The 25,216-nt window shown below is 67.8% G+C and carries 25 protein-coding genes, 1 tRNA gene and 2 pseudogenes; 19 read left to right on the plus strand and 9 right to left on the minus strand.

Annotation, left to right across the window (positions count from 1 at the left end):
• Positions 1-185: 185 nt before the first annotated feature.
• Together IF78_RS0137910 and IF78_RS0137915 are read right to left on the minus strand one after the other, a co-directional pair.
• Complete coding sequence (locus IF78_RS0137910) at positions 186-593, minus strand: hypothetical protein (protein ID WP_031487603.1); 408 nt, start codon at positions 591-593, stop codon at positions 186-188.
• Between the two features lie 232 nt (positions 594-825).
• Positions 826-1,842: pseudogene (locus IF78_RS0137915) on the minus strand (ISAzo13 family transposase); the annotation flags it as partial.
• A 112-nt stretch (positions 1,843-1,954) separates the two neighbouring features.
• Between IF78_RS0137915 and IF78_RS0137920 the strand changes: the two are divergent.
• Together IF78_RS0137920 and IF78_RS0137930 are read left to right on the plus strand one after the other, a co-directional pair.
• Positions 1,955-3,838 (plus strand): serine/threonine-protein kinase, encoded by a 1,884-nt coding sequence (locus IF78_RS0137920; RefSeq protein ID WP_051828517.1) that lies wholly within the window; start codon positions 1,955-1,957, stop codon positions 3,836-3,838.
• Positions 3,839-4,784: 946 nt separating this feature from the next.
• Positions 4,785-6,710, plus strand: coding sequence for a serine/threonine-protein kinase (locus tag IF78_RS0137930; protein ID WP_051828520.1), 1,926 nt, complete (start codon positions 4,785-4,787; stop codon positions 6,708-6,710).
• 229 nt (positions 6,711-6,939) lie between these two features.
• Here IF78_RS0137930 and IF78_RS0137935 read toward each other — a convergent pair whose 3' ends face one another.
• Both IF78_RS0137935 and IF78_RS0137940 read right to left on the minus strand, forming a co-directional pair.
• On the minus strand, positions 6,940-8,526 hold the full coding sequence (locus IF78_RS0137935) for an ISL3 family transposase (protein WP_078662742.1): 1,587 nt from the start codon (positions 8,524-8,526) through the stop codon (positions 6,940-6,942).
• 62 nt (positions 8,527-8,588) lie between these two features.
• A complete protein-coding gene (locus IF78_RS0137940; protein ID WP_031487608.1) occupies positions 8,589-9,011 on the minus strand; it encodes a helicase associated domain-containing protein in 423 nt (140 codons plus the stop codon).
• A 35-nt stretch (positions 9,012-9,046) separates the two neighbouring features.
• Here IF78_RS0137940 and IF78_RS0137945 point away from each other — a divergent pair, with 35 nt between their 5' ends.
• From IF78_RS0137945 to IF78_RS0137960, 4 genes are read left to right on the plus strand one after another with little or no spacing between them, the layout of a single operon-like run.
• Positions 9,047-9,415 (plus strand): peptidoglycan-binding protein, encoded by a 369-nt coding sequence (locus IF78_RS0137945; protein ID WP_031487609.1) that lies wholly within the window; start codon positions 9,047-9,049, stop codon positions 9,413-9,415.
• A 3-nt stretch (positions 9,416-9,418) separates the two neighbouring features.
• On the plus strand, positions 9,419-9,643 hold the full coding sequence (locus tag IF78_RS0137950) for a hypothetical protein (protein WP_031487610.1): 225 nt from the start codon (positions 9,419-9,421) through the stop codon (positions 9,641-9,643).
• Positions 9,640-10,014 carry a hypothetical protein gene (locus tag IF78_RS0137955; RefSeq protein ID WP_063762246.1) on the plus strand — a complete coding sequence of 125 codons (375 nt, stop codon included), beginning with the start codon at positions 9,640-9,642 and terminating at the stop codon, positions 10,012-10,014. The genes IF78_RS0137950 and IF78_RS0137955 overlap by 4 nt, the downstream gene beginning before the upstream one ends.
• Positions 10,015-10,074: 60 nt before the next feature.
• Positions 10,075-10,461, plus strand: coding sequence for a hypothetical protein (locus IF78_RS0137960; protein WP_031487612.1), 387 nt, complete (start codon positions 10,075-10,077; stop codon positions 10,459-10,461).
• Positions 10,462-10,592: 131 nt separating this feature from the next.
• On the opposite strand, the gene IF78_RS48695 is transcribed toward IF78_RS0137960, so the two are convergent.
• On the minus strand, positions 10,593-10,766 hold the full coding sequence (locus IF78_RS48695) for a hypothetical protein (RefSeq protein WP_158751608.1): 174 nt from the start codon (positions 10,764-10,766) through the stop codon (positions 10,593-10,595).
• Between the two features lie 103 nt (positions 10,767-10,869).
• On the opposite strand from IF78_RS48695, the gene IF78_RS48700 reads away from it, so the two are divergent.
• Complete coding sequence (locus IF78_RS48700) at positions 10,870-11,067, plus strand: hypothetical protein (RefSeq protein ID WP_158751611.1); 198 nt, start codon at positions 10,870-10,872, stop codon at positions 11,065-11,067.
• 9 nt (positions 11,068-11,076) lie between these two features.
• Positions 11,077-11,400, plus strand: a complete 324-nt coding sequence (cutA, locus tag IF78_RS0137975; protein ID WP_031487613.1) for a divalent-cation tolerance protein CutA — start codon at positions 11,077-11,079, stop codon at positions 11,398-11,400.
• On the opposite strand, the gene IF78_RS0137980 is transcribed toward cutA, so the two are convergent.
• The gene (locus tag IF78_RS0137980) at positions 11,397-12,704 is read right to left on the minus strand and encodes a helix-turn-helix domain-containing protein (protein WP_031487614.1); all 1,308 of its coding nucleotides are present in this window, start codon (positions 12,702-12,704) and stop codon (positions 11,397-11,399) included. The genes cutA and IF78_RS0137980 overlap by 4 nt on opposite strands.
• A 181-nt stretch (positions 12,705-12,885) precedes the next feature.
• Between IF78_RS0137980 and IF78_RS0137985 the strand changes: the two genes are divergently transcribed.
• The 11 genes and pseudogenes from IF78_RS0137985 (at position 12,886) to IF78_RS0138040 (ending at position 23,035) form a co-directional block, all read left to right on the plus strand.
• Positions 12,886-13,530, plus strand: a complete 645-nt coding sequence (locus tag IF78_RS0137985) for a hypothetical protein (RefSeq protein ID WP_234439980.1) — start codon at positions 12,886-12,888, stop codon at positions 13,528-13,530.
• Entirely contained in the window at positions 13,527-14,078 is a 552-nt protein-coding gene (locus IF78_RS0137990) for a hypothetical protein (protein WP_031487616.1), read from the plus strand. Before IF78_RS0137985 ends, IF78_RS0137990 begins: the two co-directional genes overlap by 4 nt.
• On the plus strand, positions 14,065-14,622 hold the full coding sequence (locus tag IF78_RS0137995) for a DUF6415 family natural product biosynthesis protein (protein ID WP_031487617.1): 558 nt from the start codon (positions 14,065-14,067) through the stop codon (positions 14,620-14,622). The genes IF78_RS0137990 and IF78_RS0137995 overlap by 14 nt, the downstream gene beginning before the upstream one ends.
• Before the next feature lie 928 nt (positions 14,623-15,550).
• A complete protein-coding gene (locus IF78_RS0138005; RefSeq protein ID WP_031487619.1) occupies positions 15,551-16,384 on the plus strand; it encodes a DNA glycosylase family protein in 834 nt (277 codons plus the stop codon).
• Positions 16,372-17,919 carry a B12-binding domain-containing radical SAM protein gene (locus tag IF78_RS0138010; protein WP_031487620.1) on the plus strand — a complete coding sequence of 516 codons (1,548 nt, stop codon included), beginning with the start codon at positions 16,372-16,374 and terminating at the stop codon, positions 17,917-17,919. Before IF78_RS0138005 ends, IF78_RS0138010 begins: the two co-directional genes overlap by 13 nt.
• The gene (gene tmk, locus IF78_RS0138015) at positions 17,916-18,572 is read left to right on the plus strand and encodes a dTMP kinase (RefSeq protein WP_031487621.1); all 657 of its coding nucleotides are present in this window, start codon (positions 17,916-17,918) and stop codon (positions 18,570-18,572) included. The genes IF78_RS0138010 and tmk overlap by 4 nt, the downstream gene beginning before the upstream one ends.
• Complete coding sequence (locus IF78_RS0138020) at positions 18,569-19,012, plus strand: NUDIX hydrolase (protein WP_031487622.1); 444 nt, start codon at positions 18,569-18,571, stop codon at positions 19,010-19,012. Before tmk ends, IF78_RS0138020 begins: the two co-directional genes overlap by 4 nt.
• 256 nt (positions 19,013-19,268) lie before the next feature.
• The gene (locus tag IF78_RS44280; RefSeq protein WP_199921465.1) at positions 19,269-19,589 is read left to right on the plus strand and encodes a DUF6624 domain-containing protein; all 321 of its coding nucleotides are present in this window, start codon (positions 19,269-19,271) and stop codon (positions 19,587-19,589) included.
• Positions 19,590-20,162: 573 nt separating this feature from the next.
• Positions 20,163-21,724, plus strand: a pseudogene (locus tag IF78_RS44290) (site-specific integrase); the annotation flags it as partial.
• A 259-nt stretch (positions 21,725-21,983) separates the two neighbouring features.
• Positions 21,984-22,072: transfer RNA gene (locus IF78_RS48705), tRNA-Ile, on the plus strand.
• Positions 22,073-22,789: 717 nt separating this feature from the next.
• Complete coding sequence (locus tag IF78_RS0138040; RefSeq protein WP_031487623.1) at positions 22,790-23,035, plus strand: hypothetical protein; 246 nt, start codon at positions 22,790-22,792, stop codon at positions 23,033-23,035.
• Between the two features lie 163 nt (positions 23,036-23,198).
• On the opposite strand, the gene IF78_RS50015 is transcribed toward IF78_RS0138040, so the two are convergent.
• From IF78_RS50015 to IF78_RS0138055, 3 genes are all read right to left on the minus strand, one after another.
• The gene (locus tag IF78_RS50015) at positions 23,199-23,519 is read right to left on the minus strand and encodes a hypothetical protein (RefSeq protein ID WP_234439981.1); all 321 of its coding nucleotides are present in this window, start codon (positions 23,517-23,519) and stop codon (positions 23,199-23,201) included.
• A 564-nt stretch (positions 23,520-24,083) separates the two neighbouring features.
• The gene (locus IF78_RS44300) at positions 24,084-24,353 is read right to left on the minus strand and encodes a hypothetical protein (protein ID WP_234439982.1); all 270 of its coding nucleotides are present in this window, start codon (positions 24,351-24,353) and stop codon (positions 24,084-24,086) included.
• 116 nt (positions 24,354-24,469) lie between these two features.
• On the minus strand, positions 24,470-25,192 hold the full coding sequence (locus IF78_RS0138055) for a CHAT domain-containing protein (protein ID WP_031487624.1): 723 nt from the start codon (positions 25,190-25,192) through the stop codon (positions 24,470-24,472).
• Positions 25,193-25,216 lie beyond the last annotated feature (24 nt).

Raw genomic sequence — 25,216 nt, forward strand, 5'->3', positions numbered from 1 at the left:
CCATGACCGGCGCAGGCAGCAATTTCGCCTGATCGTCACCGATCAACAGGAGCCCGGCGGCCTCCGGCCGCTTAGCTCCTCACGGATTGGATCGCTCGGGCGGTTCGACGGCATGCTCCGGTGTGCCTTGCGCGATGCCTGGCCCCTGACGTCTTACCGCCGGGGCCAGGCCGGAGCAGTGGCGGTCAGGGACCCTCCAGCTCCTCGTGCCGGTGCCCCACGATTCTCAAGTGCCGCAGTGGTGCTTTTGCGGTTACCTTCCGGGCCCACGCGCGCTCGTACTCGACGCGGTGGAGGCCCCCTTTTTGGTAGCCCCCGCTGGAGATGACGATCCTGTCGAGCGTCGTTTCGACCTTGATCCTTCGGCCGTGTGCCCAGGAGCTGACCAGATAGCTGTTGCCGCCGCAGGACACGATGCCCTTCGGTGAAGGCACCGTTCTAGCTGCAGCAACAGAGGGCCGGTCGAGGACGCCAGCAAGCCGTTCACCGGGTCGCAGCTGCTTGGGCTCATATGTGAAAGTGTTCTCGTCCACCATGCGCGCTCCCAGAAACTCGTCAGGCCGCAGCATCCCCTGCAACTCCTTGTCCCACATGGACCGGACCTCAGCACGTCCCCCGTTGTTGGACCAGGAGCTCAGCTGGGCGTTGAAGTCGCCGGGCGACTGGAAGGACCGCCCAGCGAGGAACCTCTCTCCAAGATCGCGGCGTACGGTCTGAAGTTCGGGAAGACGTGCTTCAGCCTTGAACGACTGCCCTCTGAGGCCAAGACAGGCCTCATACTCGTCGATCGTCCTCCAGTCGGAGTCCCTAAGGGCTCGCAGAGAATCAACATGCTGATTTGATCTCTGTGGGGCTGCTGTGCGCGAGGAACGCGGTGACGTCAGCGGGCGTGCGGAACCTGGCGGTCGAAGGCGGAATGGTGTAGCCGTGCTCGGCCAGGAGGGGCTGGACTTGGTGAACGGCCCTGGTGAGGGTGCTGCCGTTGACTCCGAAGAGCTGGGCGAGCAGGTCTCGGGTGCCGAGTTTGCGCAGGTAGAGCACGGTGGCCAGGACTCTGTCGGCGGTGGTCAGCTTGTCCTTGGCCCCTGCGCCGCGAGCACGGATGCGCTCACCTCCTCGCTGCTGGAGCCGCCCTTGCTCACGTAACTCGTCGAGTTTCGACGTGAGTTGGTCGACGAGTTCGTCCAGCGCCGGTTCGGGCATCCCGGTCAGCTCCGGGTTGCGCAGACACCCAGTGCCGGGCTGTGGGGATGGGCCGGCTGATCGCGGGTTCTTGGCCGCATCGGCTGTGGCTGTGGTGCCGCGAGGGTGCGGGTGGAGGGTGTAGTTCCAGTCGCCGTGGAAGCGGTGCCGGTGCATGGGCAGGGCTTCGATGTCGCTGTCGGTGACCTTGATGCCGGTGTCGTAGGTGCCCAGGTCGAGTTCGGCGTGGACTTTCAGCCCGGTGCGGGTGGTGGTCGCCGCGATGCTGTTCACGATGACGTCGTGGCTGGTCAGCGGGCGGCCGCGCCAGTTCAAGGAGATGTGGGAGAAAAGCCGGTGCTCGATCTTGTTCCACTTCGAGGTGCCCGGCGGCATGTGGCAGACCGTGATGTCCAAACCCGTCTCAGCGGCCAGAGCAGCGAGTTCAGTCTTCCAGGCGCGGGTGCGGTAGCCGTTGGAGCCGCCCGCATCCGCGGTGATCAGCAGACGGGTGGCGGCCGGGTAGTCGTGCCGGCCTCGGGCCTGCCACCACCGGCGAATCGAGGCGACAGTGAACGCTGCGGTGTCGTGATCCGTGCCGACACTGACCCAGCCGGTATTCGCGGCAATGTCGTAGATCCCGTACGGGATCGCCTTGCCCGGTCCCTGCCGGTCCAACACGTTGATTCTCTGCGAGCCCTTAGTTTCGGCAATTTGTGGTTTTTGCCCAATGATCATACCGTTTCAGAGCGGGGCGTTGTGGAGGTCTGCCATGACGGAGGGTAACGGTGCCGAACGCCTGGTAGCGGACCGGTACAGGCTGCTGCGCAGGCTCGGGGCAGGGGGCATGGGGCGGGTGTGGCTCGCCTACGACGAGCTCCTTGAGCGCCAGGTGGCGCTCAAGGAGCTCGCTCTTCCCGTGGGCATCCCAGAGCAAGAACTGGGTGCCCGGATTGCACGTGTTCGAGTCGAGGCCCGGCATGCTGCCCAGCTGCGCAGCCACCCGCACGTGGCCACCGTGCACGATGTCGTGGAAGACAATGGCCTGCCCTGGATCGTGATGGGGTTCGTGCCGGGGGCGAGGGATCTTGCCGAAGTGGTGCGTGATCGCGGTCCGCTGTCGCCTGCGGAGACTGCGCGTATCGGTGTGGCCGTCCTCGACGCGTTGATGGCAGGCCATCGGGTGGGCATCCTGCACCGGGACGTCAAGCCGGCCAACATCCTGCTGACCGGGTCTGGTGCACAGGCCTCATGCGGTGAAGAAGGCGGGCAGGTGTTGCTAACCGACTACGGCATCTCGCTGCAGCCGGACTCGGGCGAGACACAGCTCACCGGAACGTCCGGGATTATCGGAACACCAGGATTCCTGGCACCGGAGCGCAGCCGCGGAGTGGCACCAAGCCCGGCATCCGACCTGTTCTCGCTCGGTGCCACCCTGTACTACGCCGTGGAGGGGACCGGGCCCTTCGACCGTCCCACGCCCATTGAGACGCTGACGGCCTTGCTCTTCCAGGAGCCCCCGCCGCCGACCCGCGCTGGAGACCTGGGGCCGGTCCTGGTCGGCCTGATAGCCAAGGATCCCGAACAGCGGATGGGGGCCGACGAAGCGAGGCGCAAGCTCGCCGAGATCGCCGCCACACCACATGCAGAACCCCGGATGCAGAAGTCGGCCGCCCCGACGGCGAAGACGACGCCGTTGCCGGAAGAGCCGCCCATCTCACAGCCTCTGCCTGCCGCCCCGCCGGCAGCAGAGGCCGCCCAAGCTGCGGAAGCTGCTTCCCAGCCGCGGCACCCGTGGCGTTCCCGGGTCCCTGCGGCCCGGGTTTTGGGCGTCATCGCCGCCGTACTGCTGCTCATCGGCGGCGGCATATGGGCAGGTGTCGCATTGTTCAACGACCCGAACAGCAAGACCGCCGAGAACGGCCAGGCCCTGCCGTACGGGGACGAGGTCGGAGTGACTCGTGAGCTGAAACCGGGAGACTGCCTCCACGCCTCCTGGCCCGCGGAAAAGTTCAAGGGCCTGCCCGAACTGAAAATTGTGGACTGCAAGAGCTACCCGGATGCCCAGGTCCTGGACGTGAACGCAAACACTTCCTTGAACGACGCGAGAACCTACGGCCCCGGGATCTGCACGGGCCTCCTGCGGGACACGGTGCGCAAGATGGTCGACGTCCAGTCCTACGCGCTCATGCCCAGCGAGGCAGGCTGGGACAACGGCGTGCGGAACACCATTTGCCTGCTCTTCGGCAAGACCGTCGCCCTCTACGGCCCAGTGGGCGACTACCGGAAGATCGGTGACGGAATCTCTATCGAGAACAGCTCAATTGGCGACTGCATCAACACCAAGGTACTGGCCGAGGGCGAATATGCCTTCACCCTTGCGGACTGCAACAAACCGCACAACCTGCAGGGCCTGGGCTACGTCAGGGCGCCCCAGAGTATGCAGTGGGACCCCACCGGGCCTTGGCAAGCGATTTACGATTTGTGTGTCAATCAGTACGGGTCCTACAAGAGCAACACTCGCGAGCTTTTCGCTTGGGCCGACGCAGAAGATACCTGGAATCAAGGCTTTCGATTTGTGATGTGCCTGCTCAGGATGCCCGACGAGACCCAGAAGCTCCCGCCCGGCTCAGAGGTACCCACATCGGGTAACTGAGCCATCTGCCGCGGCTCCACCCGCTTACCAGCCGGATGGGGCGATCATTGTCGCGGCATGCGGGCAGATGTCAAGACACGAAATCCCGTAGCTTCTCGTACCCTCCAACGGGCGGCATGGTGGATCACAAACGACTCAAGAAAGTTGTGATCCAGAAGGGGATGAAAATGTTCAGGCCTATTAGGAATACCAGAGTTCGGCGGGGAGTTTTCTGGCTCATCTGCGTAGCTGGTGTCGGTACTGGGCTCCTTGTCACAGTAGGAGCCACCCCGTCCCTGGCGGCTCCGCAGTCGCCAGTGGGGACATCCATCACAGCCCCCAGCCAGGAGCCCATACGCTCTGTCGGCACCGCGGAGCCCTGCACTGACGTACCACCGGGTCCGGACACTGTGGCTTGCGCAGTTGGCCAGCTGCCCAACACGCTTTCCCAGTGGTTCGACCAGTGGAAAGCGACCAACGGGTAACGACGAATTGGCAGCACTCGTTCTATAGGACAACGAAAGGCGAACGACCCCTGTGCCCCGGACATCGCCGGGGCACAGGGGCCGTGTTGTGGGGTCGCCGACTGGGGTACTGAGGAAGGGGCTGCGGTCCTTGAGGAACCGCGCCTTATTGAGGCCCATGGGTCAGGACGCGGCTGGCATACACCGTCGGATCCTCGTGCCGCTAGTGCGCCGCAGCCTCCCGCCCAGGATCCGCAGCGGCGGTGTCGGGTTGCTTGTGCTCGCGCCAGGCGGCCACGGGCATGGTCAGGCGGCGGGTCATCAACATCATGACGGTCCAGTCCAGGTGGGCTTCGGCGTGCTGGGGCAGGCGCTCGCAATCGCGGCAGTTTCGGCGGGATTCCGCGATCCATGATATGGATCTTTCAACCATCTTGGGTGCATTTGTAGTCTTCGATCAGAAGTCATACGGTTTTTGGTATCGGGCAGCGTGGAGGTCTGCCATGGCGGAAGGCAACGGTGCCGAGCGCCTGGTAGCGGGGCGATACCAGCTGGTGCGCAGGCTCGGGGCCGGGGGGATGGGGCGGGTATGGCTGGCCCAAGACCAGATCCTCGACTGTGAGGTCGCCCTCAAGGAGCTTGCTCTCCCCCCAGGTGTGCCCGAAGACCGCCTGGGTGCCCGGATCGCCCGTGCGCGGGTCGAGGCGCGGCATGCTGCCCGGCTGCGCGGCCATCCGCACGTCGCCACCGTGTACGACGTCCTGGAGGAAGACGGCCTGCCCTGGATCGTGATGGAATTCGTGCCCGGCGCGAAGGATCTCGCCGAACTGGTGAGTGATCATGGACCGCTGTCACCCGCAGAGACCGCGCGTATCGGTGTGGCCGTGCTCGATGCGCTGACGGCGGGCCATCGGGCCGGGATCCTGCACCGGGACGTCAAACCGGCCAACATCCTGCTGACCGGGCCTGGTGCACAGAGCCCAGGCGGCACAGCGGGCGGGCAGGTTTTGCTGACTGACTACGGCATCTCGCTGCAGCCGGACTCGGGCGAGACACGGCTGACCACAACGTCGGGGTTCGTCGGAACCCCAGGATTTCTAGCGCCGGAGCGGGCCCGCGGAGTGGCACCAAGCCCGGCTTCCGACCTCTTCTCACTCGGTGCCACCTTGTATTACGCCGTGGAGGGGACCGGGCCGTTCGACCGGCCGACGCCCTATGAGACCCTGTCGGCGCTCCTCTTCGAGGAACACCCACCGCCGAACCGGGCCGGAGAACTGGGACCGGTCCTTGCTGGCCTGTTGGCCAAGGAGCCCGAACAGCGGATGGGCGGCGACGAGGCGATGCGCACTCTGGCCGGACTCACCGACATACCGGGTGCGGAACCGAGAGGGCACAGGTTGGCCGTCCCGGAGTTGGAGACGACGCCGCTGCCGGAAGAGCCACCGGCCTCGTGGCCGGCTCCCGGCCCACCGGCGGTCGCAGAACGCTCTAGGCCCCCGGGATTTCCGCCGCGGCCACGGCGTCGTTGGAACGCCAAGCTCCCTTCCGGCCGGGGGTGGGGCATCATCGCTGCTGTTCTGGTGCTTATCGGCAGCGGCGTGTGGGCGGGGGCCGCACTGCTCGACAGCCCGGACACCAAGGCCTCGAAGACCGGCATGGTCGCGCCGTACGGGGACCAGGTCGGACTGACCCGCGAACTGAAACCCGGCAACTGCGTCTCGGCTTCCTGGCCCGCAGAGCGGTTCAAAGATCCACCCAGACTGGAGATCGTCGACTGCAGAACCTACCCGGACGGCCAGGTCCTGGACGTCAACGCAACCACGTCCCTGAAGGACGCGAAAACCAATGGCCAGGGCGTCTGCAGGGGGCTCCTACGCGACACGACGAGCAAGATGGCCGACGTCCAGCCCTTCGCACTGACACCGAGCGAGGCTGGCTGGGACAACGGCGTGCGGAACACCGCCTGCCTACTCTTCGGCAAGACCGTCGGCCTCTACGGCCCGGTGGATGACTACCGGAAGCACGGCGAACAAATCTTCGTCGAGAACAGCTCCATCGGCGACTGCTACAACCTCAAGAAACTGGAGGAAAACAACTATGCTCACCTGCTTGTGGACTGCAAACAGCCGCACGAACTGCAGGGATTGGGCTACATCAAGGCACCAGAGAGCATGAAATTCGACTCCTGGGGCGCGATGTACGACCTATGCGTCAAGCGTTACGGATCCTACAAGAGTTCCACGCGCGACCTGTACGCGTGGAATCACGCAGAGAGTACCTGGAATCAAGGGTTCCGATTCGTCATGTGCCTGCTCGCCATGCCCGAAGAGGGTCAGAAGCTCCCGCCCGGCTCAGCCTCACCCGCACCCTCACCAGCCAACATCGACCTGGCGTGGGTCCCTATCGCAGCCGGCCAGAACCGCCCCTGACATACCTCCTCTGCCCTGCAGAGCCTTCTTGCCACGTCACCCTCTATCGCGAGGAAAACACGGAACAGGAACCAGGCGTTGCGGAGGTCTGCCATGACGAAAGGCAATGGTGCTGAGCGCCTGATAGTGAGGCTGTACCGAACGCTTTAGGTGGGGAATTACGTGACGGCCGATCATGCAGATCGTGAGGAATTGTTTGGTTCAGGCCGTGATTCCGTGAATCCCCGGCTCATGATCGGAGCAGGACGCGGGTGCGGAGGAGGCGGAACGAGGCTCGGCCGTACATGGCCCGCTTGATCGTCTTGATGCGATTGACATGACCTTCGACGATGCCCGAGCTCCATGGAAGGGTGAGGCCGGCGGTGACGGCGTCGAGGTCAAGGCACAGACCCTGTGCGAAGGACCGGATGGGGGCCGGTGAGTCGTGTTCGGCCTGGCGTATCCACGTCAATAACTGGTAGCCGCGCCGGTGTTGGAGCAACTCGTGGAAGGCTCGGGCGAGGTCACATGCTCGGGCGATGTCGGGGCAGGCCAGCCGCACTTTCAGGAGCTGTGCTTCTTCGCGGGGCTTCAGAGCTCCACGAGGAAGCATGATCCACGTGGTGATCTTGCGTGGGCTGGGGATGGCTCCGCGGGCGGGTTCGACCGTCCCGGTTCTGAGCCCGGCCACGTAGCGGCGCACGGGCAGATCACTGCCCTGGCAGCCGCGTTGGCGGATCTCGTGGAAGAGGTCGGTCGGGCTGGTCACACCCTCGGTGAATCGATCGGTCAGGTAGGTGGTGAACGGCTCCAGCACCCCTTTGGGGCGTCCGCGCCGGGCGGAGGCCAGCAGCTCGTTGAGGCCGGTGTCGCGGAAGCGGCGGACGGTCTTGCGGTCCAGGTGCAGGCGCCGGGAGATCTCGGAGACGGAGTGCCCCTGCCCGAGCAGGCGGTGGATGTCCGAGTACCGGTCGAGGGTGCGGACAGCGATCTTCGTGGGCGGCAGCGTTGGCGGAGGCAGCGGGTTGATGATCCGCCGGGGCTCCGCATCGCGATCGGCTTCGGCTTGTTTACGCAGGCAGGAGCGGTGTTGATGGCACGTCTTCTCGACCGCGGCGGATAGGTTGCTGAGCAAATGCCAGCGATCGGCGATCTCCTGGGCGCCTGGGGCGGCTTCGCGGATGGCACTGGAGTAGGCGCTGGCCCGATCCCTGCAGATGATCTCCGCGCAAGGGTGTTCCCGCAGCCAGGTGGCGAAGGTGGCCGCGTCCCGGTCTGGGAGGACATCGACCACGCGGGCCGCTTCGATGTCGACCAGGACGGTGCCGTAGCGCCAGCCCTTGCGGAAGGCGAACTCGTCGACACCCAGTACCCGCGGCGCCTGCTCGGGCACCACTGGGGCTGTGAGCAAGCCCAGCAGGTGGGTGCGGCCTGTGGGTAACTGGAGGACCCGGCACAGGCGTTCACCGGGGCGACCGCCCAGGAACGTCGCGACGGTCTGCAGCCATCGCCGCAGCCCAACGCTGTGACGGCGGTATCGCTCGCTCAGGTGCGGGACCTGCTCTACGAACGTCCGCCGACGGCACGACGCCCGCTCGCAGAAGAAGCGGCGCACGCTGAGCCAAATCACCAAGGCCCGCCCCACCAGGGGGCGTTCGGCCACGCGGCGCACATACCGGGAGTGCACGAGACGTCCCGCACAACCGCAGTCCGGGCAGGCCGGCGGCTGCCCACACGACGACGCCTCGACGGCGATTCTCTCCTCTGTGACGTGCACCCCCGTGACACGCACATCGATCCCGGGAAACAGCACATCCTCGACCGCGGAAGCCCCCATACCGGGGCAATCCCCGCAAGAAACGTTCCCGCAGTCGTGCGCCGACCTGGGGATTCACGGAATCACGGCCTGAACCAATTACCTGACCGCCGACACGGGGCCAGCAGGTGCCCGTTTTCCTCAGTCCACCCGCGCGCCGCGGCGAGGCCCTCCTCCCACGCGACGTCGTAGTGCGACCACACCATGCCGAGCCGCTCCAGCTGCTCGACACGCTCTTCGTCCAGCGAACCGCGGGCGTAGAACCTCCGGTTGTCGGCGATCCATTGCCCCAGCGGGAAATTGGCGAGCGAGGCCGGCCACCCCTCAGCCTGAGCCTCCTCACCCGTCGGCCGGTACGTGAACGGCACCTTGAGGTCGCCCACTTCGCGGGCGTAGATGACGGCGGCCTCGATGCCGCGCCGCCAGTGCTCGTGCTCCGGGTCGAGGACCCGGAGGTTGATGAACAGCGCCAGCTGCGCCGGGTCACGCGGCGTGGAGAACTTCAACAACGCTTTCGCGGGCCCCGACGTGCCAACCTCGCATGCGTGAGCGGATCGGCGCCCGGCTGGGGTCGGCCGCCCCGTCGAAGCCGCTGCCCGCGCCGAAGAGGTCGAAGGTCTCGCTGTCCCGGCTCATCGAGGCCGCGAGGACCGACCCGGGTAAGCCGGGGACGCCGCAGTCGTACGGTGCTGGCGTGCGGATCGTAGAGACGGCCCTCATCGATGAGGGGCTGTTGTCCAAGACGCGGCTCGACGGCCACTACGGGACCGACACGATCGACGCCATGAGCAAGTGGCAGGAGCGATGCGGCTATCGCGGCCGCAAGCCCGGCCAGGCCGCCGACGGCATCCCCGGGCCGGATTCGCTCGCCCAGCTCGCCGCGAAGCACGCGTTCGATGTGGAGGCGTAAGCGGTGAGCACCGACACGAAGCGCGCGCTGCGCACCGTTGTTCAGACCGCAGTCGGCCTGGCTGTCGCCCTCCCGGCGATCGTCGCGGCCCTCGGCATCCAGACCCTTCCGTGGTTGGCCGTCGTCCTGGCGGTCGCTGGCGGGTTCGCCCGCGTGATGGCGCTCCCACAGGTACAGGCACTGCTCCCGCGCTGGCTGCGCACCGATGCCCCGGAGCGTGAAGGGTGAGCATCGACGGGACTGGTATCTCGGCGCTGGACACGGCCCTCGTGTGGGGAGGCGCGATCACCATCCTCGCCGGGGTCCTCACGATCGTGTGGCGGGCCGTCCGAGGCGTGCCGCACCTGGGCCGCCGGGTCCATCAGGTCATTGACGACTGGTCCGGCGAGGAGGAAGGCCCTGGCGTTCCAGGCCGTCCCGGACTCATGGAACGGGTCAGCGGCATAGAAGACCGTTTGCGCAGTGTCGAGCACGAGCTGTACCCCAACAGCGGCGCATCGCTGCGGGACGCCGTCGACCTGGCGAACGACCGGCTGGCGCGACTCCTTCCGGACGAGGAGGAACCGGCCCCGCCGGACGCCTCGCCGACGTCCTCATGACCGAACGCCCGCCCTCCCGCTCCGGGGCGGGCGTTCTGCTGTCTCTGGGACGCTGGGCGCATGACGCCTGACCCGGATCTTGACGCCCTCCTCGCCCGGCTGCCGCAGAAGTCGCCGACCGAAGCGTTCGCGGAGATCGAGGCCGCGCGGCGGGCGGCCGAGGCCGCGCCCTGGCCCGAGCCGAGCATCATCCCCATGCCGTCGTACCCGTACGGGCTGCGGCATCCGCTCGCTGGCACGGTCCGCTTCGACTGCCCGCTCGGCTGCGGCTGGCATCACGACGAGAACCCCGCCCTTGAGCCGCTGGGGCCGCTGCTCCTGTCCGTCGACACCGCGAAGCTCAGCGAGGCGATCACCCAGCAGGCGAACGCCCGCGCCGAAGCGCTCCGGACCCGCGTGGAGGAGGTCATCACGGAGCACTTCGTCCAGGCACACCCCGACCGCTGACCTGCTCCAGGCCGATGTCGGTGCCGCGCCGTACGGTGGGCGGCATTCCTATCCGTTCGCTCCTGGCTGTTGCGTTCTGGTAGGGCCTTGGTGCGCCCCCTGCTCGACGGCCCGAGCGGGGGGGCGACTCATTACGCGGCGGGTGCGACGTTGTCTCGTCCGACCTCGGCCCACTGGGCGAGGAGCTCGGCGTACGTCGCGGAACGCTGCTCGTCGGCGGGCTGGTCCATGAGGTCGCGTATCACCTCGTTGACATCGTCGAGGGCCGGCGTCACCTGGCCATCAGGCCGGGGCGAGAAGGGCATCCCCACACCGTACGGCGCGGCACTGACAGAGGGCCGCGAAGCCTCTGTTCTGTTCTGTTCTGTTCGAGGCGATAGTCCTCGCCTGAGCAGAACGGACGCAGCCATGGCCGCACCTACTGAGACCGAATCTTCGAACTATCCGGCGTTGGTGTGGGACTCCTCGGAAGAGGGCCTGTGCTGCGAGTGCTACGCCAAGTGCAAGCGGTACGGCAACGGAGCCAATCCGCTGTGCCGGGACTGCTTCCCGAAGCGCGCGGCCCAGTGGGGGCCGGGCGTGCGGCAGAAGGGCTACAACGCCTAGTCTCGCGGCATGACTGACTACGTGCAGGTCGCGACCGCCACGCCGGCCCGTGAGCAAGCAGTGGACCTTGCGAAGGGGGCGGTCAAAGGCCGACTGGCCGCAGGCTCGCAGATCATCGGTCCGGTGGGGTCTGTTTTCTGGCACCTCGGCGAGTTCGGTGAGGGCGAGGAATGGCGGCTGCTGCTGACGACGACCACCGATCGGTACCCCGAGCTGGAGAAGTACCTGCTGGAGCACCACCCGTGGGATAACCCCCAAGTGATCGCTGTGCCGATCACGCAAGGGGCCCCGCGATGCCTCCAGTGGATCGAGAACTCCGTGTGCGAGTCCTAGTAAGCGGCTTTCTCCAAGACGTTTTGGACGGCGCCCAGATGTCCGTAGGGGCGGAGCTGGTCCAGCACGGGGTTGAGGCGCTGCCGTGGCCGTACGGAAGCGACTCCGACGGACAGGTCGAGGGCTCGACTGGTCACGGCGGCGGCTGCTTCAACCTCGTCGGCGTTGAGGTATGCGTCAGCCAGCCACGACATGTACAGGGCCTTATCCCGGGCATGGGCGTCGTCGTAGCGGGCCAGTGCCCTTTCCAGGATGGGAACGGCACGCAGTGGCCGACGTAGCTCGGCCCAACACCGGCCGGTCATGATGTCCAACTCGGTTTCATCTACCCATGCGGCCCAGTCCGGTTGCGGTTCATCGGTCTGGCGTTTGTCCAATGCGGTCCGGGCGGCTTCGAGGGCCTGTTCCGCAGCTGTCGGTTGGTTGGCGACAGCGCAGGCCCATGCCATTCGCTCATGGAGCAGCGCTCGCACACCGGACGGTGTGCCGGGGGTTATGGCCTGGCAGGAGTTCGCCGCGATCTTCACGGCGTCGCGGGGATCGGCGGTCTGATAGGCGAGGAACGAAAAGCTGTTTCCCAGAAGATCGCCGTCACCCGCCTCCCTGGCCATGACCTTGCTTTCCTCGTACAGCGCTTCGGCTTCCGCCTTGCGGCCCCCGTCGAAGGCGGCCCAGCCAGCCTGCTGGGCCTGTTCGGCGAGCAGGGACAGCAGACTCCGCCGGGAGTCGTCGGTGAAGGAGGCGGTGCGCAGGAGACTCTTCGTGGCCTGGAACTCGCCGAGATAGACGCGGTGGGTGTCGCCGCCGCCGAGGATGTGATCAAGCCGTCGTAGCCGTGCGGTCCGATCCCGAAGGCTGTCGACGTGGCCCACGGTGACACGTTTGGGTGCCGACGGCTGGTGGAGCGTGGGCAGGGCGGCTGCGAGCCCTGTGGTCGTGGCAGCTTGGAGGAACGCTCGGCGGCGCACGCTAGGTGATCCATTCTCTGTGCTTGACGCTGGCACAGGAAGTTCGATCGCCTCCCATGGGCGCGACGCCAGACCGACCATGTGCCCGGGCACGCGTAGCGCGTCCGAGATCTGAAGGATCTTGTCGAAGCTCGTGATCCTGCCTCGGCCTCGAGCGAGCGTACCGACCCGCTCAGGCTTGATGTCGCACTCGGTGGCGATCCGCGAGTAGCTGATCCCCGCCTTGTCTCGCGCGATCCGGAAGACCGTTCCGAAGTCGTGTGTGGCCAAGGCCTGTTGCATCTCCTCCTCTTCAAGGAGGGGCCGCGGGAGGGCGGTCGGTGGCTGATAGATCATGCGGCACTTCCTGCTCGCCTGAGTCTGGGGGATAGCTGACAGCGGGGTGTACCCATCATGGGTATACCCCTCGGCGGGACGCGTGCTCTTTCGCAGAAAACCACTCTGTGCAGGAAAGTGCCCCAGAGGTCGGGTGTGGCTCCGACCCCAGGGGCGTGGCCGACTGCGAAGGAGTCGAACCGTGCCCGACACTACCCAAACCGGCGGTCAGTCAACGGTGTTGGCGGGCGCTCTCCTACGAGTTCAGCCACTGGAAGATGCGTCCTCGTCCGAAACTGTTGATGGCGAGCCGGGTGAGGAGGCCGCTGGCGTGCTTGAGGCATCGGGCCTGACGACCCTGCCAGAGCGGCAGTTCGCCGCTACGTCCTGGCTTCTCGGCGCGGCGGACGACCGGGAGATGGCGCGTCGCCAGTGGGAGGACCAGGGGATCGCGCTTCTCTGTTGCGGCGGCATCCTGTCCGCCGTACGGATCCCCGCTCGCATGGTGTGGGCCACGGCCAAGTCGGATGAGCTCGGGGAGGTCGACGCCTTCCTCGCGCGGTGGTTCGACGGCGGCGCCGTGTTCATGGACCTCCACGCCCAGCAGTATTACGCCTTGGTGCCCGGCACGGCCGAATGGCCGTTGAAAGAGCGCGACTTCCCCGGCGTGAGCTACCTGGGCCGTGACAACTTCCTTGGCGTCCCCGAGATTCGGCGCACCGAACCGAAGGGGTGCGGGTACTGGTGCCTGCCGATGCAGTCCCCCGGAGACCTCTGTTACCCGGATGAGGTGGAGTCGCTCGTCCTTACCGGGCGAGCGGCCTTGGCCGAGGGAGGCGGCCGGTGAGCGTGGAGACGCTGCGGGGTGCGCCTCCGCTCCCCGGGCAGCGTCCGATACCGAGCGGGGAGCGGACGGCCCCTGCCGTGGGCCCGATGCCGTGGCTCACGGCCACCGGGCGCCTGGACCAGGTCCTCGACAGTTGGGGCCGCGGCCAACTCGCGGAGGTCCCTGTTGGTCTCGGCTTCGATGTCCTTCGGACCCCTGGCGCCGTGGCGGAGGACACCGTCCAGCGGATGCGTGAGGCCGGCCGACGGATGGGGCTGGTCATCCTCGGCCCGTCCGGCGCAGAGTTCCTCCTCGAACGGGGCTCCGCGCCGCGCTGGTCCGCGCCCCGTTCCCAGCTCCTTGTGCCGGGGACGCTGGTCCTGCTGCCCCCGCCCACCGTGTGCCACTCGGAGGCGGTGGCCTGTCGTGGCTGGCTCGTTCCGCCGGCGCATGAGGAGACGGGAGCGCCGCTCTGTGCTGAGGTGACGCCCGGGGGTGCGCTCTTGGAGCCGTACCTCGCCGCCGTCCAGGCCGCCGAGGACGCGGAGGCCAGCAGTGAAGGGTGGTGAGCGCGCGCCGATCGATGCGGAGGCGATCCGGCAGGCGTACATGGCCGGTCTCGACGTGTGGGGCTACAGCTACAACCCGCCGAAGCCCGAGGAACTCGCGCAACTCCGCGACCAGCTCACCGAGTACGCACATCTGCTCTTCCCCGAGGTCAAGGGGCTCTGGCCGCGTATGCGCAGTGAGACGCGCCAGGCCGCCTTCCACGCCCTCAGACACGCGCACTACCGCATGCAGGAGCCCGTCACTACCAACTCCGTGCTCGCGGAGACCTGGAACATCCAAGACCTCGCTGTCGTCGTAAGGGCTCTCCTGATCTTGTACGAGAAGCCGGGCCCGCTCGGCGCGCCGATCGGTAGGAACGAGATCGAGGAGGCCCTGCGGCAGAGGGAGTGCGGCTCGTGCTTGCAGCCGATCGCAGACGGCGAGGGATACGAGCGGGCGGTGTACGCGTCGGACGCAGGCCCCTGTATCCGCGGCTACCGCCACACCGACAGCTGTGTCCCTCTCGCTGACGAGCGGCGCGTGCAACTGCGTGCCGTGCCCTGACCGGCACCACAGCCCCCAGGGGCGACTTGTGCGGGGTGCCGTGCGCCCCGGCCCCTGGGGTGAACGCTCCGGCCGCCGTTTTCCCCTCTTTGTTGGCGGGCGGCCGGAGCCACCCGAACACGACGCCCCCCCACACACACCTTCGCGAGGACATCCCAGATGCAGACCATCACCCCCGCCTACGAGCCATGGCAGGTGTACGGGGCGCCGGTATCCGCCATCCCCTGGTGGGGGTGCGGCTACCTGATGCGCTGGACCTGGCGCGTAACCCGATTCCTCGACGACCGCGTGTACGAACACGTCGCGAACAGCTTCCACGCCTGGGGCGTCTCCGCCTCCTTAGCGGACCTGCTCGGCGAACTCGCGGTCGACCACACCAACGACGTCCGCAAGCTGGCCCCCTGCCGGTACGTAGCCGTGAGCGCCATGATCGAGGGCTTCCGCGTCACCGTGAGCGTGGCTCCCGCTCACGGCCCAGCCGATCCGCACGGCGCCCCGATGCCGAACCGCGGCCGACCTTTCCTCGAACGTCGTGGGGGCGCGCTGGCCTGGAGACGGGCCCGTGCCTGTACGCAGGCATCAACCTCGCCAACGTCACCCCCATGTAGACCCCGGCGGCGGGTTCGGACGTCACAACCCGGCCGCCGTCGGCCCAAGCGGTCCTGGAGACGCCCCCGTCGCCACCAGGACCACGGCCCCGCCCGGTATCCGGCAACGGCAAGACCGGCCGGGCGGGGCCACGCCGCCCGCCGCCCAGAACGGCGGGCGGCCCCACACAACGACAACATCAACCCCCGTGCTCTCGGCGCGCGGGCGTCGAGAAGGAGACCGCTCGGCTGATGCCTCGCCTTCCGCGACCTTCGCGCACGGAGCCCCAGTGACGCGAGAGGCTACGGCGAAACGATGCGCAATACATGAGGAGCAAACGATGAGCGGTGTCTTGACGACCGATCACCCCGCCTGGCATTCGTACGAGAACGGTACGCGCGCTCGTGCTGTCCGTACGGCGTCCGGCATCTGGGTCCTGTCCCACGACAGGGAAGGCCTGCACATGCAGTGCGCGCATGGCACCGAGGACGTGAAGCCCTCGTTCGTGCCGACGGACCCTGCATGCCTGCCCGCCGCGGCCCCGGCTGCGCTGCGGGCCGGGCTCGACGACCTCGGTGTCACCCAGCGCCTGGCGAACCCCTGGCTGTGGGACGCGATCAGCACGGCGATCCTGCGGCAGGTCGTACGAGCTGAGCAGGCCCGCAACCTTTACCGCGCCTGGTGCGCCAAGTTCGGCGTCACCGTCGAAGGCCGGTTCGGTGAGCTCGCCGTGGCGCCCACGGCCGCCGACGTCCTGGCTTTGGCTGATGAGGAGTTCGCCGGCGTCGGTGCGAAGTTCCACCGCACCGCCCTCCAGTCAGCTGCTGCGGCGTACGAAGAGCATCACGCCGAGTGGGAACGGCTGGACGCTGCCGACCTGGTCACCGCGTTGATGGGCATCCCGCGCATCGGCCCGTGGACCGCCGCAGCGGCTGCCTCCGACTTCACCGGCGACTTCAGCATCTACCCGCACGCTGATCTCGCCGTACGCACCTGGGCAGAGCAGATCGCCCCCGCGTACCCGTGGCCCGACAAGAAGAAGGACAAGACGTTCGGCCCGATGTGGACCGGATGGGCCGGAACCGATCGCACTGCCCTGCACACCCTGACCCTCTCCACCCTCACCTGGGGCTCACACGCCCGCGCTGATTCGGAGGATCCATGCGGCAGTTAACGCTGATCTCAGGCGCCGACGACACCCACACGCTCGACGCCCTGTTCGTGAACGCGCCACTGCGCGACTACGGCCTGCGGCCGCGCACGAACGACTACACGCTTCCCGTCCTCGGCATGGCCTACATAGCCACGTACGCCCAGCGCTGCGGCTTCAACGTGGGCGTCCTCGATGCCGAGGCGCACGGCCTTGGCATCGAAGAGACCGCGCAGATCGTCAACCAGGCCGCGCCCCGCTGGGTCGGCATGAACCTCCTGGCCCCCACGTACGAGATGTCCGCGCGGATCGCCGAACACCTCGATCCCGAGATCGCGCTTATGGTCGGCGGACACCACGCCAAGGCCATGCCCGACCGCATCCTCGCCGACCCCCGCATGCGGAACCTGCGCGCGCTCGTCCTCGGCGAGGGAGACCTGCGCGTCGCCGCCCTCCTGGACGACGAGAAGCGCCGGCGGGAACTGCCCAGCGTGCTGTGGCGCGACCCGATCAGCGGCACCCGCGCCGGAGGCATTGCCAGCGCGCAGACGAGCGCCCAGATGCTCGCCCCCAACATCAACACCCTGCCGTACGTGAACCGCGCCTTCCTGCCGCAGGACCCCTACCGGCCCACGCCGACCGTGACCGACAGGCGTCTCGCCGCGAGCGGTCGCGCCGTCTGGCTGAGGGACGCCGTCCTCTTCGGAACCGGGTACGAGGAGGCGAACATCGTCGGGAGCCGCGGCTGCCCGTACGACTGCGGCTTCTGCGGCGCCGCCGTCAGCGCCAACCCCGACCTCAAGATCCGCGTGCGCAGCCCTGAGAACATCATCGGCGAACTCGACCAGCTCAACGACGAGTACGGCGTGACCGCCTTCCGGTTCGTGGATGACCTGTTCCTCGGCGTCCGCAACGTCATCAAGCAGCACATGGACGTCTTCGCACGGCACGGCATCGGCGAGCGGTATGTATGGGACGCCACCGGACGCATCAACGTCCTCGACCGCCTCAGCGACGCCGACCTGGACGTGCTCGTCGCCAACGGCCTGCGCGAAGTCGCCCTTGGTATCGAATCCGGCAGTGACCGCATCCTGCACGCGATGGACAAGCGGATCACCGCCGAGATGACCGAACGCGTCGCCCGCCGGCTCGTCGCCCACGGCATCGGCGTCAAGGGCTACTTCATCCTCGGCTACCCCGGCGAGGAGCGCGAAGACCTCGACGCCACCGTGCGGCACATCCGGAACCTGTGGGACATCGCCGACCAGCACCCCGGCGAGATCCGGGCCAGCGTCTTCGAGTTCCGCCCCTACCCCGGTACGCCCATCTGGAAGACCCTCATCGACACCGGCCACAAGCCTGACAAGCTCCTCGCGTACGGTGACGTCGACCTCACCCAGGAAGGCGCCGACGAATCCATGCGGCAGCGCGACGAGTTCAACTTCTCTGTCGGTATCCAGTTCGGTGGCGTACCGCTGGAGGACCTGAGGGCCACGCTCGCGACGCTGACGGGCGAGCAGCACGAGCGGAACCAGGGCGGCCAGGAGATCGCCGCGTGACCGGCGAGCGCAAAGGGTGGTTCGTCTCCATCGACGGCCCCAGCGGCGTCGGTAAGTCCACCACCGTGCAGGCCCTCCACGACCATCTCACCGCCCAAGGCCGTCCGGCGCGGCGGACCGTCGAGCCGACCACCAGCGCCCTGGGCCAGTTCACGCGCAGCCACGCCAACGAGATCCACGGCCTCGCGCTCGCCTGCCTAGTGGCCGCCAACCGCTACGAGCACATCGAGACCGAGATAGAGCCGGCCCTGCATGCCGGCGAACTCATCATCAGCGACCGCTACCTGCCGTCGACGCTCGTCCTGCAACAGCTTGACGGCGTCCCGCTGGAGTTCCTCCTCGCCGTCAACGACCGCGCAGTGCTGCCGGACCTGGCCGTGATCCTCACCGCCGCTCCTGGTCTCATCGCCCAACGCATCGCGGCACGCGGCATCACCCATCGCTTCCACCTCGACCCCACCGGCCCCAGCCGGGAAGTCGAGCTGTACGGCGACGCGGCGGCCTACCTGATGAGCAGAGGGGTGGAGGTACTTCTCCTTGACACCGGCAGCTACGCCCCTTCGGACGTAGCGCGCCGAATCGCCGACGACATCCCGAGGCTGCCGCTAGCGTCGGTTGCCTCCCCAGCCCACACAACCCCCCAGGAACCATGAGCGGAAAACCAGCACAGCCAGTCATCGACACCCACGTCTTCCTCCGCGACGGCGACAAGGTCCTCTTCTCTCAGCGCGGCGGGCCGTACGGTCGCGGCCGATGGCACATGCCGTCGGGCAAGCTCGATGAGGGGGAACCTCTGTCCTCCGGCGCCGCCCGCGAGTTGTATGAGGAGACCGGTGTCATCGTGGACCCGGCTCACCTGCGTCTTGTTCAGGTCGTGCACCACCGCCAGGACGACCGGACGACGCGGATCGGGTTCTTCTACGAGGCCACCGAGTGGGAGGGCGAGCCTGTCAACAAGGAGCCCGAGAAGTGCATGGCCCTCGCGTGGTTCAGCGTGCACGAGCCGCCGGACGACGTGATCGAGTACCCGAAGGAGGGGCTGCTCGGTTACCTCAACGGCGCCGGTCCTCTCGCTGAACACGGCTGGCGGTAGGGAAGCCCCCGGCCTGTGACCATCGTCAGCTGACGGCGCTCGCCCCAACACCGGGCGGGCGTCTTGTCGTGAGGAGCACGAGATGCAGCCCAGCCACCCGACATCACCGCCGAGCTGCTACGCCGGCGCGAGGCAGATCAGACGGCACGCCTGCGCCGTCCCATGGACGGGAACGAGATCCTCGCGGTGGATGCGGACAACACCGCGTGGCTGAAGCGCATCATCGCGGATCACGGTTGGCCTGGAACGTCACTGGTTGGCGAGGAGGACAGAGGCCGGGTGGATTCTGGCGCAGCACGCCGACCGGGACCCCGAGTTCCAGCGGCAGGCCCTGGAGTTGTTGATGGCCGCGGTAGATGCCGGGGAGGCTCCCGCGTGGCAGCTGGCCTATCTGACCGATCGGTGCCGCGTCGCCGCCGGTCAGCCCCAGGTGTACGGCACCCAGTACGACAGCGACGGATTCGCGGACAACCTGCGGCCCTACCCCATCGAGGACCCAGAAGGGCTCGACGCACGGCGAGCTGCGGTTGAGCTGGAGCCGCACGCGGAGTATGACCGGCGCATGCGAAGCAGCTGACCCGGCCACCTCCCCGACCTCGAAACGGGAGGGGTGGAGGCGCAAGCTCTGCCCCTGGCCTCCATGCGCAGCGCTCGCCTGGTTCCCCCTGGGCGTGGCAGCAGGCCCGGCCTCCGGAGGCGGAGTGGGAGGCCGGGCCCGCTGATGGGGGGATGGGCAGTGGTCTGAGAGACGGCGGTCAGGCCGCCGGAGCGTGCTCGGTGTTCTCCTCGACGCCGAGGACACGGCGGAGGTCGGCGGTCGCAACGCGATAGGTGCGGCCGGTCCTGACGATCTTGCACGGGAACTGGTCTGCCACCAGCTCGTACGCCTTCGTGCGGCCGATTCCGAGTGCCCTCGCGGCCGTCTCGACGTCGTCGGCGGAAGGCTGAGCAGATCGCCGACGGTGAGCTGGGGCTCCGTGCTCGTTCCTTGGGTCATGTTCGCGCCACTCCCGCAACGTGGATTCTTACTGCGCATCGCTGCGCGTACTGCGCACGGTACGGGTTGATATGAAGCAACAGGTGGCGTACTTCGCCAGCATCCAGCGCACGCGTAGTTGTGCGTAGTGCGTAGTGATCTCGGAGGACGCGTATGTCTGGAGCACGGCGCGCTGGCAGCCTCACGAAGCGATGCGAGTGCCGCGGCCCGAACAACAAGAGACTCGGCACCGACTGCCCGCAGCTGTCGAAGCGCAACCACGGGAACCTCCAGCTCCGCCAGGAGCTGCCCGCGAGCGCGAAGGGGGAGCGGAGGACGTTCCGCCGCACCGGCTACGTACAGGTCAAGGACGCCCAAGGCGATCTGGACAAGCTACGCGCCATCCTCGACCTGGTCGGCGATGACGACCCGACGCGCGGCCACCAGATCAGCGACTTGCTGACCAAGGTCATGAAGGACCGGGAGCCGATACCCGACGCGGCCGAGGTGAAGCGGCGCCTGGCCGGCGGCGTCGCCCTCGACAGTGACATGACGGTCGGGGAGTGGCTTGATGCCTGGGTGGCCGCGAAGAAGACGAAGCGGCGCACCACGTCCGGCTACGAATCGCGCATCCGCGTCCACCTGAAGCCGGGCCTTGGGCACTTCCGGCTCGACCGCTTCAATGTCGCGCACGCGCAGGCGTTCTTCGACGCCATCGATGACCAGAACGAGGTGATCAGGGCCGAGAACGCGGCACGCCATGAGCAGGAGGCACGCTGTAGGTGGCGGCCAGGGACCAAGGGCGGCCGGCCATCGCCGGAGGTGTCCGAGCGGCTGGCGGCCGAGCGGAAGAAGCTGAAGGCGATGCCGCCGTACCGGAAGGTCACGGGTCCGGCGACGAAGCAGCGGATCCGGGCCACTCTGAGGGCTGCGCTCAACGCGGCGATCCGTAAGCAGCTCATCACCTTCAACCCGGCCGAGTGGGTCGAGCTGGAGTCGGGCAAGCGGCCGAAGGCGAAGCTGTGGACGGTGCAGAACGTCGCGCACTGGAAGCGCACGGGGGAGAAGCCGTCGCCTGTGATGGTGTGGACGCCGGAGCAGCTTGGCGTGTTCCTCGACGAGGCCGAGGAGTCGCGTCTGTACTCGTTCTTCCACCTGATCGCCTTCCGCGGCCTGCGGCGCGGCGAGGGTGTCGGAATCGAGTGGACGAACATGGACCTCGACGCCGGGCTCATCACCCCGTCGCGCGCGCTCGTCGTCGACAACTGGGAGGTGTTCGAGGACGACCTGAAAACTGAGGAGTCGTCGTCGACGATCGCCCTCGACTCCCTCAACGTCGGCGTGCTGCGCGAGCGTCGCGCCCAGCAGCTCGCCGAGCGGGACGAGTGGAACCGGCAACCGCGCAGGAGTGCGCGAAGGGCAAGGACGTCGCGGACTGGGCGGACACCGGCAAGGTGTGGACCGAGCCCGACGGTACTTGGCTCCACCCTGAGAAGGTGTCCGACGAGTTCCGCCGCATCTACAAGCGGGCCGGGCTGCCACCGATCAACCTCCGCGACCTCCGGCACCTGGCGGCCACGCTCACCCACGCGGGCGGCGGCGACATCTTCGCCGTGAAGAAGGTGCTCCGGCACTCCACCATCCAGCTCACCGGCGACACGTACACCGAGCTGTTGGAGGAGGTCGACCGGGACATTGCCGAGAAGGCGGCGGGCCTTGTGCCGCGTGCCCGTCGGGTCCCAGGTGATGAGCCGCCCGCAGTGGAGGCGTCGGCCTCCGAGGGCGTCGAGGACGCCGACAACGGGGAGGTGGCGAGTAGTGTTCCAGGCGCGGGGCTCGGGTATCGCCGCAGGTGGCAGGGGGCTTCTGCTCGCCCCGTGCTCGCCCGAACGTCCCGGAAGTGCCCGGCCGAAGGCGGAAGTACCTGACACTCGTTCGAGGGGGACGCTGCGCCGGATAGGCTGCTGACCTGCACAGTTCGGCAGTGGCCGACAGGGGGAGGCAGTCTCCGGCATTGCGGTCCACGGTTCGGCAGCGGACTCATAATCCGTCGGCCGTGGGTTCGAGTCCCACCCGCCCCACCAGTGCAGGGCTGTGACCTGCAGAAACGTCTCTTCTGAGGTGTTGGAACGTCAACTCGGGCTCAACGGACTGAATCCGCTGCTCGCGAGTTCAGCGGCGAGTCGACGGATGACGGTGCACGCTGCGCTGACCTGCGTGAATGCGCCGGGATCATGGTGCGGGAGAGTCCCAAGAGCGGCCTCAACGAGGAGCCCGAGCCAAAATTGAGGACGCTGTGTGGACACAGGTATTACGAAGGCCAGCTTCGAGGTCGCCTCGGCCGGCTCCACTCAGCCTGTGGTCGGCCGGAGCAACGGCGCTGTGACGTGAGTGTCGAGAGAGGCAGGCCTGGAACCTGCGGTTGGCTCCGCGGCTCTTTCGAGGCGCCGGAGTAACGGCCCGTACTGGAAACGGCCCAAGGAGCCCCCTGAGTGACCCGAGGATCTCGGGCCGTCGGGCAGGATCGCGCTCACCGTGGTTCATGCCCCTACTCGAGACGGTCTGGCACCGTACGGGCCCAGCGCCATGCGGGCGAGGCCCGTACCCCGTTCGACAACCTCAACGCCCCTGCTCCGGAACGGGCTCAGGTCAGCGGGCCGGGCATCGAGCGGCGCGTCGTCCTGCTGTGTTGGCGGCATGTGGTCACTTTCGGAGGACGGGAACGTTGACGTCGTCCACGGTGATGTGGCCCCAGCCGCCCGTCGCTCGGTCGACGACTTCGACGTAGATCCGCTCACCGTGTGGGCGGACAGGTCAAAGACGACGCGGTGGTACTGCTCGGTGCCGCGACCGGGTGCCTTGGCCAGCACCTTTCTGTCGCCGGCGCGGACTACGGCCGAGTAGAGGCGGTCGAGGTCGTTGCCCACGGGCACGAGCCGATCGACCACACCGACTCCGCCGAGGACCACGGCAGCGGAGCGGAGTACCCCGGTGGCGTCGTCGCCACCACCGTGCCGGTGCCGCCTGGCGCTTCCCCAGCCGGATAACGAACCACTGGCCGCATGTCCGGCTGGTTGCGCGTGCATGCAAGCCCGGCCACGACGGCGTCGAGGTCTTGGCCGAGGCCGTTGACAGAGCCGTGCAGCGCAGGCAGACCGTCGGCTTGGACAGCGTCGATTCATGGGCCCAGCTGTCGGCCTTGCCGGTTGTTCAGGCAGCCTTGCGGACGATGCGGTTGATGTCACGGCCGACCCGAGGATCGGGCAAAGCGTCGATCGGGCCGAGACCGAGTTCGTTCACCAGTCTCCTGAGATAGACGTCGACCGCTGCCTCCGCCAACTCGGCGTGTGACTCCGCGGCCCGCCGACCGCGCCGCCACGACACGACCACGGTCACGGCGGCACCCACCGCCGCGGGCCACCAGAAGCAGCCGAGCACGCCGTAACAGGCCGCCCACATGAACAGGGTCGGCGCAGCGTCGCAGCTGGCCCGCGAGGCGCGCAGTTCCGTCCTGACGTCGTCCGGCAGCACCAGCCACAACCGGGACCAGCAGCAGGCCAGGTCAATGCCGTACTGGTGGCGCAGGCGAGCGTCCAGGGCTGCGAACTGGTCGCCGATGTGCGTGGGGCGGCTGGGCGCGGCCGGGGTGATCCGGTCCCGGAGGGCCGTGTGCTCGTCGATCTCCTGCTGCAGACGTGCCGAGCGGTCCCGCGGCAGAGCCGTTGATGCGCCTCCAGCGTGTGGTGCGGTGTGCGGTCAATCGCAGGGCCAGCGGGCGGGCTGGTGCAGGCCAGTTGCCGGTCCAGATCCGTTCGGCACCCGCGGCGCACGCCCGTACGAGAGTTCCCACGGCGACGGCGCGAGGACGGCCAACGCGACAGCGGTGAGCTGACCGACCGTGGACCACCCTGACGCCGCCGTCGCCCAGTGCCTCACCTGCACACCCAGGGCACGCCAGTCGAGAGGGCGGGCCGTGGCCCAGGGCCACGGTGGAGACGGCCGCCCCGACGAAGAACAGGCCGGGCGCGGCCACAGTGGACAGCCATTTCTCGGCCAGCTTCGCGCCGAGACCGTCGAGCATCGGGGTCACGGGCTTCAGGCCTCCACGATGCGCAGGGGCCGGTCGCACAGCCAGCAGCGCCCTTCCGACGGGAGCGGGCCGCCGGGTTCACGTAGCTGGTTCAGGCTGCACCACCCGTCGGGGCAGCGGTAGATCTCCCCAGCCGGCCGTGGGCTCGGCAGGGGGATCATGTCCCAGGGTTCGCCCCCACGCACGGCTGCCGCCTCCTCGTCCAGCTCGTGTTCGGCAAAGCCCAGCCGCGCGATGACCTGCCGTACCGGCGTCTCGGCGAGTACCGTCTGCATCGCGGCGTGGAGTTCCGCGCCTCGGCCCCTTCCCTCGAATTCCTCCCTGAGCTAAGTGAGCGCCGCACGCCGCCGCCCATCACGCTCGTCGTCCATGGTGCTCCCCTCCCTTTCCCTCAGCCCTCACGGCCCGCTGTGGAATATCGAGCCCCAGAACAGCGGCTCCCTGCGCGCGGATGCTGCCGCAGTGGCCCGATCGCGTGAGGCAGGGCGTACGCGGCTCCCGAGCTGTCGGGCGCCGCGAGGGCCCGGTAGACGCCGTGGGCCAGCAGCGGGGCCATGGCGCCCTCAACGGTCAACAAGCTGCCGATGACCTGCCGGTAGCCGCACAGCTGGAAGGCCGACGCTACGGAGATGACCTCGTCGACCAGCTCCTGACCGGGGGCGGCGCTGTGGCAGGCGGACAGGTAGGCGAATTCCGCCTCGGGCAGCCGCTCCGCCGTCAGCTCGCTTGGCGTGAGATCCCCCGTGTGCAGCAGCAGCCGACTGCGTGACGGACCCCGCCGGTCGTGCACACCGTGGCAGGCGAGGTGGGCGTGGGTGTGGGAGCGCAGCGCCGCGAGCACTGCCTGGGGTGCGGCCTGCGCGTCCCTGAGCTCGTTCCGGCGTGCGGTCAGCTCTTCCGTTGCGGCGAATTCGTCGTCCAGTGCGGAGAGGCGTGGATACGCGTCACCCGCGTCGACCGCGATCAGCGAGGTGTCGCCGGGGGCCGGAGCGGGTCTGTGCCTGGCGTACAGCAACGAGCCCGGCGTCGGGATGCAGGAGGAGACGACGCGGTCGTGGGTGTAGAGGTCCGCCTCATCCAGCAGCGCGGCGTGCAGGGGCAACAGGGCGAGCACACCGGTCGGGCACCACGACAGCCG

This window comes from Streptomyces bicolor, from assembly GCF_000719285.1.
Taxonomy (GTDB): Bacteria; Actinomycetota; Actinomycetes; order Streptomycetales; family Streptomycetaceae; genus Streptomyces; species Streptomyces bicolor.

Bases quoted from the DNA above. Each gene is read 5' to 3' on its own strand.
- IF78_RS0137910 (WP_031487603.1), bottom strand. From the start codon at position 593: ATGTGGGACAAGGAGTTGCAGGGGATGCTGCGGCCTGACGAGTTTCTG.
- IF78_RS0137920 (WP_051828517.1), top strand. From the start codon at position 1,955: ATGACGGAGGGTAACGGTGCCGAACGCCTGGTAGCGGACCGGTACAGG.
- IF78_RS0137930 (WP_051828520.1), top strand. From the start codon at position 4,785: ATGGCGGAAGGCAACGGTGCCGAGCGCCTGGTAGCGGGGCGATACCAG.
- IF78_RS0137935 (WP_078662742.1), bottom strand. From the start codon at position 8,526: ATGGGGGCTTCCGCGGTCGAGGATGTGCTGTTTCCCGGGATCGATGTG.
- IF78_RS0137945 (WP_031487609.1), top strand. From the start codon at position 9,047: ATGCGTGAGCGGATCGGCGCCCGGCTGGGGTCGGCCGCCCCGTCGAAG.
- IF78_RS0137960 (WP_031487612.1), top strand. From the start codon at position 10,075: ATGACGCCTGACCCGGATCTTGACGCCCTCCTCGCCCGGCTGCCGCAG.
- IF78_RS48695 (WP_158751608.1), bottom strand. From the start codon at position 10,766: ATGCCCTTCTCGCCCCGGCCTGATGGCCAGGTGACGCCGGCCCTCGAC.
- IF78_RS48700 (WP_158751611.1), top strand. From the start codon at position 10,870: ATGGCCGCACCTACTGAGACCGAATCTTCGAACTATCCGGCGTTGGTG.
- cutA (WP_031487613.1), top strand. From the start codon at position 11,077: ATGACTGACTACGTGCAGGTCGCGACCGCCACGCCGGCCCGTGAGCAA.
- IF78_RS0137980 (WP_031487614.1), bottom strand. From the start codon at position 12,704: ATGATCTATCAGCCACCGACCGCCCTCCCGCGGCCCCTCCTTGAAGAG.
- IF78_RS0138005 (WP_031487619.1), top strand. From the start codon at position 15,551: ATGAGCGGTGTCTTGACGACCGATCACCCCGCCTGGCATTCGTACGAG.
- IF78_RS0138010 (WP_031487620.1), top strand. From the start codon at position 16,372: ATGCGGCAGTTAACGCTGATCTCAGGCGCCGACGACACCCACACGCTC.
- IF78_RS0138020 (WP_031487622.1), top strand. From the start codon at position 18,569: ATGAGCGGAAAACCAGCACAGCCAGTCATCGACACCCACGTCTTCCTC.
- IF78_RS44300 (WP_234439982.1), bottom strand. From the start codon at position 24,353: ATGCAGACGGTACTCGCCGAGACGCCGGTACGGCAGGTCATCGCGCGG.